At 42.7% G+C, this 13,223-nt stretch carries 11 protein-coding genes; all 11 read right to left on the bottom strand.

Annotation, left to right across the window (positions count from 1 at the left end):
• Window positions 1-56: 56 nt before the first annotated feature.
• A complete protein-coding gene (locus tag NH399_RS08485) occupies window positions 57-857 on the bottom strand; it encodes a MipA/OmpV family protein (protein ID WP_253038813.1) in 801 nt (266 codons plus the stop codon).
• Between the two features lie 71 nt (window positions 858-928).
• Window positions 929-1,747 (bottom strand): outer membrane lipoprotein-sorting protein, encoded by an 819-nt coding sequence (locus NH399_RS08480; RefSeq protein ID WP_253038811.1) that lies wholly within the window; start codon window positions 1,745-1,747, stop codon window positions 929-931.
• Window positions 1,740-2,957 (bottom strand): FtsX-like permease family protein, encoded by a 1,218-nt coding sequence (locus tag NH399_RS08475; RefSeq protein WP_253038809.1) that lies wholly within the window; start codon window positions 2,955-2,957, stop codon window positions 1,740-1,742. Before NH399_RS08475 ends, NH399_RS08480 begins: the two co-directional genes overlap by 8 nt.
• Complete coding sequence (locus tag NH399_RS08470; RefSeq protein WP_253038807.1) at window positions 2,929-3,675, bottom strand: ABC transporter ATP-binding protein; 747 nt, start codon at window positions 3,673-3,675, stop codon at window positions 2,929-2,931. Before NH399_RS08470 ends, NH399_RS08475 begins: the two co-directional genes overlap by 29 nt.
• Before the next feature lie 30 nt (window positions 3,676-3,705).
• A complete protein-coding gene (locus NH399_RS08465) occupies window positions 3,706-4,371 on the bottom strand; it encodes a hypothetical protein (RefSeq protein WP_253038805.1) in 666 nt (221 codons plus the stop codon).
• A 237-nt stretch (window positions 4,372-4,608) separates the two neighbouring features.
• Window positions 4,609-6,630, bottom strand: coding sequence for a S9 family peptidase (locus NH399_RS08460; protein ID WP_253038803.1), 2,022 nt, complete (start codon window positions 6,628-6,630; stop codon window positions 4,609-4,611).
• Between the two features lie 16 nt (window positions 6,631-6,646).
• Window positions 6,647-7,162 (bottom strand): hypothetical protein, encoded by a 516-nt coding sequence (locus tag NH399_RS08455; RefSeq protein WP_253038801.1) that lies wholly within the window; start codon window positions 7,160-7,162, stop codon window positions 6,647-6,649.
• Between the two features lie 444 nt (window positions 7,163-7,606).
• Complete coding sequence (locus tag NH399_RS08450) at window positions 7,607-8,869, bottom strand: hypothetical protein (RefSeq protein ID WP_253038799.1); 1,263 nt, start codon at window positions 8,867-8,869, stop codon at window positions 7,607-7,609.
• Between the two features lie 20 nt (window positions 8,870-8,889).
• Entirely contained in the window at window positions 8,890-9,723 is an 834-nt protein-coding gene (locus NH399_RS08445; protein ID WP_253038797.1) for a cupin-like domain-containing protein, read from the bottom strand.
• Window positions 9,724-9,775: 52 nt separating this feature from the next.
• The gene (locus NH399_RS08440; RefSeq protein WP_253039045.1) at window positions 9,776-12,007 is read right to left on the bottom strand and encodes a DUF5916 domain-containing protein; all 2,232 of its coding nucleotides are present in this window, start codon (window positions 12,005-12,007) and stop codon (window positions 9,776-9,778) included.
• Complete coding sequence (dapE, locus tag NH399_RS08435; protein ID WP_253038795.1) at window positions 12,007-13,215, bottom strand: succinyl-diaminopimelate desuccinylase; 1,209 nt, start codon at window positions 13,213-13,215, stop codon at window positions 12,007-12,009. Before dapE ends, NH399_RS08440 begins: the two co-directional genes overlap by 1 nt.
• Window positions 13,216-13,223: the final 8 nt, after the last annotated feature.

Genomic DNA, 13,223 nt, shown 5'->3' with positions numbered 1-13,223 from the left:
GCACTTCCACCTAATAAACAACTAACCACTTTCCAGTCACTCCCTGATAAATACTTTTAGAAAAAATATGTGTATCCAACCGTGACTTCTGGCTGAATATCCTCCTTAACCAGACTGCTCTCTTGAAGCTTATCACCTAACACATTGACTCCAAGAGTACCAAAAATAACACTTTGTGCAGAAAGCATATAGACAAGCTCCCCCATCACACCATAGTGATACAAACCCGCTTCACCAACATAGGCCGCTCGTGTAGGCGTCACTTCTGTATCACTCACACCAAAGTAATCATCAATAAACTCGTCATCAGCCCAGGTGATATGAACGCCAAAGGTTGCCATAAAACTTTGGCTAAAAAACTGCTGATGAGCGACGCTCAACTTTGCTGTCAGTCCCTGATTGTCTCGCTCAATCCCCTTATCAAGCTCAAGGCCTAACTTCCAGTTTTCGATATCAACGCTAATATAAGGCTTTAATGTAACGGTGCCTCCGGGATCAAACATTCCCTGGAGTTCTTCGGGCTCTTCATCCGAAAGTCCAAAATCTTGAGCGGCACCAAACAAACCATAACGATAATTAATACCTAGCCCAAAGGAAATATCTTCTTCTTTGGTCTCAACACCAAAGCCTTTAACCGTACCTGCATAATACTTTGAATCTCTATCGGCATAATAAGTTGCTTCGAAAACCGGAAATAAATAATATTCGGCTTCATCACTGCCAATGTACTTGGAGCTAGTATTCGCAGCAGTGCCTAAGTTGTACTCCCATTGTTCAGCACTGTTCGCAATAGTGCTGCCAGAATACAGCAAAGGTGTAACTAAGGTTATTACTGACATCCAACGTTGAGTATTCATCACTTTGTCCCAGTTAAGAGAGCGATTATTGTGAGCCTCCAGCTTTGAAAAAAAGCTGGAGGCTGTGTTAGCTACAGGCTTTTTAAGTTATTTCGAATCAGAAATGATGGATTAAATAACTTATCAGGAATATCAACCACTTCTGCACTGACGGTTTGCATAATGGTTTTTTTACTGGCAACAACACTGTTCTCCAAAACCATTTCGGTTACCCAGGCTTGCTCATTAAGCTCACCACGAACAAACTGAGCAACCTTCGCCAATTTTCCTGATTTCAGATAGAACTTGGCTCGTAAGGGAAAACTGGTCGAGGCATCAACGACCAGCTCTATTTTTTGATAGCTGACACCTTTGACTTTCGCCTCTAGCAGCATCGAAATCTCATCCGACTTATTTAGCATCTCTTCATTAGAAGGCATCGCTAAAGTTGCGTTATAACTCTCACTCCAACTGAGTGTGGTCAGATCACCGACTGCTGCATCACCTAGTAACTTTTGCATTGGGGATATGCGGATAGGACGTCGAGTTCTGGGCATAAAGACCCAAAACTTTTCGTCTTGCATTAATACTTTTTGACCCGCTTGCGAAGCCGATTTAAATACGGCGAGAGAGCCTTTTCCTGGTTTAGTAAATACTTCGTAAACCTGCGTTTTCTCTAACTTCTCTTGCTCATATTCGTGTACATAAGTCACAGTTTTGGTGGGCGACAGCGAGAACCGATAACTATCGGCTCGCTTTAAGCGTTCTTCAACAGAAAGATCCGTTGATATATCACTGTCTGTTTTGACTGATTCGCTTAAAGCAGTCTGAGGTTGATTTGACTCTGCGTTCCCAAGCTCTATAAAAGAACACAAGCTAGCTATTGCACAAAGTTTTACTAAGTTAGACATAAGATAAAGCCTCCACAATGGGTTTTCTCGCGCCACTTCGGGCAGCAAACCAGGCAGCCATCGCACATATTGTCATTAATAGAATCGAACTGAACAGGGTTAACCCCAATGAGAAGTTAATAGCGATTGGAAAGCCTTGTGTGCTCCCAGGTGGGGGTGGCATTTCAATGTTTGCGACATTTAAAAAGCCGATCAACGCCAAGGTCAGCGCAATGCCCGTTACCGTACCAATAAGTCCTATCATCAAACCTTCTAGCGTAAAGTTTCTGGTGATTTCATAACGGTAAGTTCCCATTGCCGCTAAAGTGCCTATCTCTCGGGTTCTTTCCATGATGGTCATCCCCATGGTGTTGGAGATCGCGAGAAACACAATGAGTGAAATCACAATGCCAAGTAACGCAAAAATCAGATCAAATAGATTTTTTACGTCTCTATAATAAAACGCACGTTCCCACCAGGGAGTGACTTCTAGTTCTGAATATTGTGACTGAACTTCATCAAGCTTTGCACTGGTGTTGTCGATATCGAATAAGTGAATGGCGATGCTGCTCACTCGGTCGCTGTCCAACAAGATTTGCGCCGAATTAAGATCTGTGTAAATCATGCGCTTTTCTAGTTCTGGTATGCCAGTGCTAAAAACACCTTTAACTTTAAAGTCCATTGCATTCATAACGTTATCGGTAGTCGTACTTAGCAAAGTTACTATGTCGCCCACACTCACTTTAAGGTTCTTAGCAAGCCCCTTCCCTAACAGAATTTCGGGATCAGCACTGGCTTCGACTTCGGCTGACAACGCATGCCCTTCGATAAAGTTAATAAAAGGCCCTTTTGCCAGAAACTCACCATGTTCTACACCTTTTCCCATAAAAATAGCGGTTTTTTCGCCGTTCGAAATAAGCCCCTGAAAGTCGACGTTCGGCAAGACAGCTTTTACTTGTTCGTCTTTAAGGTAGTGTTGTTGTATCTCTTTAAAACCCGATAAGCCATGTTGTAAGGGGTAGTCTTCTTCCGTTTCAAAATAGCCTGTACGAGTAATGATTAAGTTGCCGGTATCACGAGCACTTTCTTCTTCTAGCCCTTGATACATATAAAGACCAAATCCACCGCTGGCTAATAATACTAATGTAGCCACCACTGTGATCAGTATGGTGAACAGTGATCGTCGGCGATTTCTTAAAATGTTATACCATGCTAACTTGATGCTCTGCATGCTTCGCTCCCTTAGCTAACGTCTTAGTTTGTGGCTCTTCAACAGATCCCACGACTTCATCAAATAGCATTCCATCTTGTAGATTGAGCGTGCGATGGCATCGTTCTGTCATACGACTATCGTGAGTGGCGACAAGAAAAGTCGTTTGAATAGAGGCACCCAGCTCACGCATTAAATCAATAATAACGGTGGCTGTTTCTGTATCGAGATTTGCCGTTGGTTCGTCGGCAATGACAAGATCCGGCTTTTTTACTAATGCTCGAGCTACAGCAACTCTTTGTTGTTGTCCACCCGAGAGTTGATCTGGCCGTTTGTATTCGTGTCCTGCTAAACCTACTTGTTTTAAGATAGACAACACTTTTTCTTTTCTATCTGATTTGTTCTCATTTGTTAAAAGCAATGGGTACTCAACATTATCAAAGGCTGTCATGGCTTCGATGAGGTTATAGCGCTGAAAAATAAACCCTATTCGCTCGCGACGCATCTTAGTAGCCGCGTTAATGCCACCGGTTACTTTTTCGTCGTCAAAGAATAACTCCCCTTCGTAGTCGTTATCTAGCAAACCACAAATATTAAGCAATGTACTTTTTCCACTGCCCGACGGCCCGCATAGCGCAACGGTTTCTCCTCGCTGGATACTTCCACTCACGCCTTTTAAGGCATAGGTTTTGGTCTCGCCTTGGGTAAAGGCTTTGACAATATTTTCAAATCGCAGCATATCTGATCCTTTATTATTAGGAGCCTAGAACTAAAGTTTCTGCAGCAATGAACGCGCCTCTCTGGCGTGTTCATCTTCTGATGGGAGCTCACTGGCGATGAGTTCAAGAAACTGCCGAGCGGCCTGTTTCTCTCCCATTTTTTCTGCGGCTATTCCTGCGCACAGATAGGTGGACGCTTTTGACGCGAATGGCAGCCCAGCCACTTCTTTACTATCAAGAGTTTTCTGTAGAAGTTGGTATCCCATTTCGAGGCGATTAAACTGCTCTGGCAGCTCAATAAAGGTGCAGCCTGCAGTATTTCTCACCCACAAAGACACCGGAATCCCCTCAAACAGTTCAAGATGATCTTTGGGCTGCAATAACTGAACGCCTTTGTCCATAAGCGACATTCCCTTCTCTAAATACTTAAGCTGTCGCCATGGAATAAAACTGTCTCTCGCTCTCATGGCTTCGGAACTTCCTAAAACGGTGTTGGCCAAAGCACTGCCTGGATGTTTTTTATGCAGTTTTATTAGCGCTTCGTAAGCCTCTTCATTCGCATCACTGTCGCCTTTGGCAGCCGCTGTATACTGCAGCATGACACTCGATGGAATAAGCGGTTTGCTGCTTTGTTCTGCTTTACTTTGTTCGGCTTTAATAACACCGATAAAGCAGAACACCAGCATAGATAAGGCAATCACTCTGATCGGTTTCATTCTTGCTTCTCTTAAGGTTATCCATGATTTAAGGCTAACAAGATCATCGTCAAGATGCTGGCTCATGCGACGAGCTGTCGTGAGGCAGAATGATTGGTCAATAGGTGAGATAAACGGTGTGAAGTAATAAAATAAGGATTTGGAACCAAATAATCTCTATAAGATATATTTGTAGGTAAACGAGAGAATGGAGATAAGCCAGCAGGCCATTATTCGCCTACTGGCAATAAGCCTATATTATTGGCTCCCTATCATCTTTTTAAGTCGCTTTGTGCTAGCATTTTTCCGCTCTTTAACATTGCGAGCGTTCAAATACAGTAGCGCCTGTTTCAACTCGGCCTTTGCCAACTCACTATTAGTAAATGAATGCTTTAACGCATCACGGATAAATGATTCCGTGATAATCAACTGATTTATTCGGCTTGCCATGTTTTCTGGACCATGCTTTGCGCGCAAATAATTGATGTATTCAACCTTTGAGTTTCCACTGCGGTTGAGTAAGTAAACCATCCGATAAGAGTGCTCCAGATCAGCCACGTAATCTAAGTTACCAACAATAAATAACACAGGTACAGAAATTTTATCAGCATGATAGACAGGAGAGATCTCGTGAAAATGATCGGCTAACTCTTCCTCTTTTCCTGCAATATTGGCAATCTTTTCGTTAGCTTCGTCCGAGTTATGTATATTAGATTGATTAAATAGAAGTTTAATATCAGACACACCATAAGCAGATACAATGCAACGATATTTCTGTGGATATTTTACAACTGACATAAGGGCCGAGTAGCCGCCATAACTCGTTCCCATAATACAGACTTTGCTTTTATCCACCTGAAACTTATTTAAGGTATAGTCAACGACGGTGTTAATGTCCTCTTCTATTTTTTTACCAAACTGCCCAACCCCAGACGTCATGAAATCTTTTCCATAACCAGTCGAGCCACTAAAATTCATTCGAAGAACACCGTATCCCCGTGAGGCATAAAATTGAAGGTCTGGGTCATAAGTATCAAATTCTCTAACACCTATTGGCCCACCATGAGGTACTACTAATAATGGAAAAGCGCCTTTTTGATCGACTGGTGGAGTAAAAAAAGCCTCAATATCTTCACCTTCCGAATTGGTTACGCTAAAACCAACAGTAGAAGAAAAGTCATAAGCTTGCAGCTTGCTATAACTGGGAGCCAACCGAGAAATCACCCGCCTTTTTGGGTTAACAAGATAGAAGTAGCCAGGATCATCAGAGTTAAACACTTTAACAACAAAGTTCTTCTTCGATTCATCTTCGCTTAATACATGAAATGTTTTACCTTTGAAATGCTTTGATAATAGTTTGGCTAGCCGAGAGTCATAGGACTCAAAATAACGGGTAACGGGACGTCCCTGAGAGTAGTAAGTGACGAAAGCTAATTGATCAGAATCCCCCCAAAAACTAGCATATTCAAGATCATAACGGTCATGCGCGAAAAGAGTTTCGCCAAACGTTTGAAGAAGTAAGTCGTATTCCACCAGTTCCACCTTGTCTCGTTCTATATTAGTAAGAACTGCAACTTTACTATCACTTAAGCGCTGGATGGGGTAAAACCGGTCGCTACCAGTCAGCTCAAAAAACTTAATCCAATCTTGATCCTCTGATACATAATACGACCGATTTTCGTCATTAACGGTCGCCTTCATAACCACATTATTGTTCGAATCTAACCAAAAGTGTCTTGCTTTCTCTCCATGATTTATCTTTTTTTCTTCGGGTACAGAGCGGCTCGCAAGATCTTCAAGGCTTAACTTATAGAGGTCAAAATCTTCGGAGCCATAGCGCAGATGTTTAACAATAACTTCTTCACTTCCTTTCACCACAGAAAGAATTTCACCCTTAAACAGTAAGTCTCTTTTATGAAAGTTCAGCTCAGGCTCTGTAACTACATCAATAATCAGTACCAACTCCTGACCTGTTTGCCCAACATAATCAACCAGTAACGTATCGTCATCTAGCCATAGGTAGTTCTCTATTTTAGAGTTCGAGTTGTTATGCAGTTTGAATGCGATATTCGATATTTCCTTCCCCACTTGAATAATTTCTATTGTGTGAAAGTTCTCATAAAAACCTTGGCCAGCCAAAAGCTTTGATTTAGGCGACAACTTAAATGATGAGTAATCCGGATCAGTGATTAAGTCAACGACAGGAATAGCACCGGCATACGCATAGACAGATGCAAACATCACAACCAATGAAGTCAACAGGCTTTTAACGTTGCTCATATTGACGGCTCCTTCACTAAATTAAAAAGTTGTCGCTAAACAAGTTCGAGTAAATGATTGGATAACGAGTCGTCAACTCAGAGTGGTGGTGTTCCATGTACTCGTAAAAGAACGACGCACGATTAGTAATATCCAACAAAAACTGCTGATGCTTGAGACTTTTAATCCTTATATGGCCAACGTAATTAATCTTTCCTTTTTCTACCTTAAAAGACCATGCGCTTCCACTGGTCTCAAAGTAGCGATAACTGCTAAAAAAAACTTTTTTGATTTCATAAGTCCCTTCGGTCATTGCTGATAGAATAAATCCATCACTGAAGAAGAGATTATGATTTTTCCCTTCTGCTGACACCTCCACCCTATCTATGCCAATGCTTGCATCCGCCCCGAAAACAATAATACCTTCGCCCTGTTTGATATTATCCAGTTTTTCTGGTATCGGAGTCCTTTTTACACCTAAGCTTGTTGTCGCACATTCAGCTAAAAAAATAGTGCAACGAAGAAAATTAAAATATTTTTCATAATAATACACCCAATGCTTTTTATCCTAATATTAGTCCTTAGGGCCTATTAACCTTTGGTTGATTGTCACTGCCTAACCCCACTTTTCTTTGACAAACTCTAACGCCGCTGAATGAAAATCGAGATGGTTCCATTTTAGTTACAACAGAGGTGCTCTGTCAAAGAGCGACAGAACCTGGACACCTATTTAAATTTCACACTCCCCATTTAACATAATAAAGTTTATTATCTCGAGAAAGAAGAGCTTCTAGATGGCGACTCAGGACTAGCTGAAAATATAGAACAAATAAAGACTCACAAGTTAACAGCTATACTTAGTGTCAGAAAAGTGGTGGCCAATAAACATCCCAATCATGGTAGCAGCATCATTAATATCACTGCCTTCGACATTCTATAATATCGAAGGCAGTGATGAAAAGAAGGCTACTTTAAAGGTCAAACTTCCATTTTTTCACTAAACAACAAAATCTAATACATCATAACCCAAACAAGCATGCTCTTCCAGCAGAGTGTCATGGATATTTTTTATCTGCTTTTGAGAAATAGAAGAGTTAGTCACAATCAATTCAACCTGAGCATTAAGGTGTAAATGGAACAGCTTGTGAATCTTCTGTTGTTCTATCAACTCTGCTGTTTTTTGGTGTGAGTTGCAAACCATTACCAAGTTTACTCTGGCGATGCTGTGCTTTGCATTTTCATAGCATTCAACATACTCTGGGTAGATTAACTTGAGTGAAGGCGTTAACTCAAAGGCCAAGTGCAAAGGCTCAACGGCAAGATCTGGTTGATGAACCAGGCCAAATCCCATTGCTGTTGACAATAACGGCAGCTCGTCTCTAAAAGACTTCATCACACGAGTACCCTGTTGCTCAGGGTGAAAGCTACTGCGAACAACGACATCACAATCTACTTCAGCTAGTGGCTGTAAGGTTTTATGATGTAATATAGGGCTTCCTGCTTTAGCCAGACAATGAGCAACATTCCAGTTTAAAAACGGCAGCAGCTGAGCATTATCCACTCGCCCTGGATCAGCACTATAGACGCCATTAACATCGGTCCAAAACTGTACACGCTGTGCATGTGTTAAACGGGCAAACAAGCTGGCGGAATAATCACTGCCGTTGCGCCCAAGGGTGCAAATATTTCCCTCCACATCGGCAGCAATGTATCCCGTTACAACTTTAAGCCCTTGCTGTTGCATGAGTTGGCTCGATGTCAGGTTTTGAAGGCTGGCTTCAATATCAACGCACTCTCCTTTTAACACCAGAATGTCCGCCGCATTGATAAAGGTCACGGCAAATTGTTGCTCCGACAAAAAAGCTGTGAGCAAACGCGCAGACCAGACTTCGCCATAATATAAGAATTCATCCGTGTGAGGTTTCTGGTGATGGGATTGTTCAACTTTTTCTTTTAACTCAATTAGATCCTGCTCAAGTGCATTCAGCAGAGATTTTTGATGTTCAGAAGTCAGAGCCTTGATTAACTTCTGATGATACTGTTTTAGCTCCTCCAGCATCCTCAAAGCTTGTTCATTAAAGCTACCCGCTAAATCATAAAGACTTTTTAAGCTATTCGTTGTTTTACCTGACGCCGATACAATAATCCAGTCATTGGCTCCCATGGACTTAACATTGTTAAGAAGCCGCTGGTAACAGTCAGTGCTGGCTAAACTGGAACCACCAAATTTGTGAGTAATGATATCATTATTAGTCTTCATGTTCGTTTTCCGCCGCCTTCTTATGCAAACTCAGGAATCAACAGCTTGATAAAGCTGGCCTGCTCGGGAGAAATATCTTCATCTTGCATCAAAGCCTGCTTTACTTCGTTGCAATTGGTCGCATTGACAAAATTTTCTGTAATGGATATGCCTGCTTCGAGATTACGGATCTGGTGGTAATGCGTGCATGGCGTAAAAATAATATCGCCTGGATTTTGAATGCAATGCACTCCTTTGGCTTCATGAAACATTGGATACCGCTCTAGATCCGGCTCTGCGGCATTTACTTGTCCAAAGCCCACTTTTTCGGCCTCTTCTGGGCCATAAAATACCCACTCCTTGCGACCGCTAATCACAGCATTCCAGGCGTGTGTGGAGGCAATGTCCAGATGCATTCGCGAACCACTGTTTTTGGGCCCCATGTATATCCAACGCAACAACAATAAAGCCGCTTGATCATGCAATAAATCATCATCGATACGATTGCGGATAATACAAGAAAAATAATCCGCTACCTGATAATCATCTACCAGCTCCTTAAAGTACAATGAGAACTGCCACGCTGAAGCATAGTAAGGATCCTTCTCGTCACTTGAAGTTATATAATCAATGTACTCCGCCAATGACATATAACGATTATCTTGATCATTTGAAGAGCGATACACTTTGATCGAATGATGCCCGTAGTTCTGTTTAAAGAAATTCCATGTCCACTTGGTGCGCGCAACCCAGTTAGCTGCACCATTGCGAATAATAAATGGCTGGCGCTGTTCCATACAGCGAGTGACATCTTCTGTAGTGGGGTTAAAGAATTCGATACATGGGGTCAACTGCTTGTGGTTCATAACGGTCATTGTTAATCCTGTTTCGTCAAGAGCAGATGTAAACCTGCTCCTTTATCTATTTCTATAGTGCGTAAGTCAGTTTTAAGGATACGTTGCTTTCTTCAACGCTTCTAAAAGCTTCTTCCCATTGTTGAGAAAAGTTGGGCAAAGGATCATCCAACTGGAAGAAGGCTCCCTGACGAGTATAAGCAATGGTTAAAAAAGACAGGGGGGCTAATTGATACTGATATTTCAGTTGAAAAGACACATCGCTTTCAGCAAAAGACTCAAGAGGCTCATTGCTCGCGACTAACGACTGGTTTTGAGTGTCAAAGGCTGACAGTGCATTAGCTTGCAGCCCATTCCACTGCAAACGTAAAATCATTTCATGTTGTGGTTGAATGTACCAAAGCAGAGATAAGTCTATCTCGCGGAACTGTCGTTCGTAATGCCCGAGTAAACCATCCCCTTCACCGATCAACCAGTCTGGACTTTGCAAAGCCAAAGCAGAAAGTTCCACAGTAAAAGCATCTTGCCATGAATGACGAACGCTGGCTTCGAGGCTATGAGCCCAATGCTCCAGTCCTTCCTGAAGGTAGCCCCAGACAAGGGACCATTCGCTGCCTTTGCCGAAGGGATGTATATACTCAAGATAAAACTCATTTTGCTGTGGCAAATGAACACTGCCATGACCAAACGAGATCAAATCATCCAGCCCGGAGGTTTTTACATCCAGACTTAACTCCAGCAAAGAAGTGTCCTGATAACTGAATAAGCTGGCGAAGGCATAGTTTACAGCTAAGGATTCTGATTGAAAGCTCTGTTGTCGTTCGATACTAAACTCATAAAAAATTTCGCGTATCTGTGGTGTTACATCATAAAATGACACATCACTGGCCAGTCGCCATTGTTTGATATTATTGCGCTCCATATAACCCAGATCATTAATATCAAAATCAGGCTTCAACCAAAGGAGGTTGCTGCTGATGTTCGCATCATCGGACAAAGCATACTCAGCAGATAAAAAAGCACCCTCACCACGTTTGTTATGGTATTGTGATTCAATCTTAGTAGTCATGAAGTTAGCAGAGAGCTTCAGGTCGTCTACATAATGATGATAATCAATGGCGTGCAATTGAGCCTTGCGATCCTGAGCCGAATCGTCTGTCAAACTTCCTAACCAGCCCAGCTCACCAAAGGTGCTATGCCATTGAGTTCGACCCACATAAAATCGCTTACCTGCTGATGAGCCCGCGTCTTTGTCCTCAGCAATCAAAACACCTTGATCAAAAGAGCTACCAAGATTTAAATATTTTCCAGCAAAGTTTAAACCACCAGAAAGTTCTCCATTGCGGTTAGTGAGTGTGCCGATGCGACGTGTATTGATAAGAACAAAATGTTCATCATTGTCTTTAATATCAAACAGGCGGTGGTTTTCCGTAAAAAACGTGCGATTTTCTGCCAGCAAGGTTTCAACGGGAGAAAAATTTGAAATCAGCTCATCGCTATCGACAGCACCAAAGTCGGGGTTAACCGTTGCCATTAACAACTGGTCGCTGGTAGGACGGTACAAAAAATCCATCCCTATGTTATGCTCCCACTGTTGTTGTTCGGCATCGTAATGATTTGCCACCTGAGGAATCACAGTAAGCTGTTCAGGCTCTGGTTGTGTGGTCACCTCGAGCTTGGCTAATTGATTAATAAACCCTGCTTCGCTCCAGTGCATAGCGGGATAAGAAGATTCTTCACTGCGCAGCTTCTGTACTCTACCAAGAGAAAGACCAATATTGCGCACTGGCGCATCAGGATCAATAACATAAACTGCAATGGACCAAGGAAGAAAAATTTCACTCGACCAATGCTTTTTATCTTCGGCGACAGCAAAATGCCAGATACCATCCCACTCGCTGTTAAATTGATTGCCCTGCGTATAAACACCATCACTATAGCCTTCACCAAGCGAGGCGGTAAATTCATAGGCGCTGGTGCCATTACCATTAAAGTCAATGACAACGCGATTGAAGTCTGCTGTGGGTACTTCATCTTTGCGGCTGTATACTCGAACCCGCTCATTCATGGGTTGAGAGTTAATAAAACCAAGATAGATACCTTCTTTGCGCATCAACACCCGGGCCTCGGTTGAATAAGGTGCCGCAGCACCTGTGTCAGGGTCCGTAAGCACAAAGTGAGAGTAAACTGTAGCCTGCTCCCATAAAGCTTCATCAAGACGGCCATCCAGCTGAATGCCAGGCTCTTCATTAGCCAGCCCCCAGTTAGTGGAAAAAAACGCCATGATCAACCAGCTTGCTCGCATCACAAAGAGTCTCCAGATGGTTCGTTGGAGACCATGACTTTGCTATACAAAGCAAGATAGATTTCTGCCAGAGTTTTCAACTCCTTTACAGCTACGCGCTCGTTTTCTTGATGAATGGTTGCGTTAGGCAAACCAAGCTCTATCACCTGTGCACAAATATCTTTAAAGAAGCGACCATCAGAAGTGCCGCCAGTTGTAGAAATACGTGGAAATAATCCCAGCTTCTCATGAATAATTTTTTCACAGGTTTCAATCAAAGAAACTTGCCCGACATTCGGCACGTCAGAATGATAAGGTGCACAATGACGATAAGCTGTCAGCTCATAGTCTTGAGTGGTTTGTTGCACAATGGACTCTACCCGTTGATACAGATCTTCTTCTGTGTAACGGGTTGTGTAACGAATATTTAAACTCACACTGGCTGATGATGGAATAATGTTATCGGTCCATTGACCAGAGTCCATATGAGTTACCTGCAATGAGGTTCCAGGAAAATCTCCGTCACCGGAATCCCAGCGACATTGACTCAGCTCATTGACAATACGGCACATTTGATGAATGGCATTCACACCTTGTGCGGGATAAGCAACATGACCACTTTTTCCTTTGATTTTAATATCGAAGCTTAACGCACCTCGACGCCCTACTTTGATCATATCGCCACTGTGCTTAACCGCTGTTGGCTCGCCAATTAAACAGTAGTCCATCGTTTGTTGTCGTTGCTTTAAACGTTGCACAATATCCAGTGATCCATGATCCGCTTCACCTTCTTCATCACTGGTTATAAAAAACCAGAGGCGTCCTTCGAATGCATCCTGTGCTACCAGCTCTTCGACAGCAACCAGGGCCGCGGCAATACCACCTTTCATATCAGCAATGCCACGACCAATTAAATATTGTTCTTTAATATTGGCTGCAAAAGGCGGTGCCTGCCAACGCTCCAGATCGCCAGGAGGGACAACGTCGGTATGACCACAAAATGCGAAGTCTGGGCCACTGCCACGTTCTATAACAGCAATCAGGTTGCTGACGCCATGGCATTCATACTGTTCGACGGTTGCTCCTAATGCAGATAGTTTTTTTGCAATCCAATGCTGACAACCGGCATCATTTGGTGTAACAGATTCAAATTGAATCAATCGTTGAGCATAGTCAACCACACGCTCTTTATAATCGGCATCGATTTTCAATTGATGTTGTGTTTGCATACTGCGTT

The organism is Pleionea sp. CnH1-48 (assembly GCF_024124665.1).
Taxonomy (GTDB): domain Bacteria; phylum Pseudomonadota; class Gammaproteobacteria; order Enterobacterales; family Kangiellaceae; genus JAMXSB01.
This window is presented reverse-complemented; position numbering and strand designations above follow the sequence as displayed.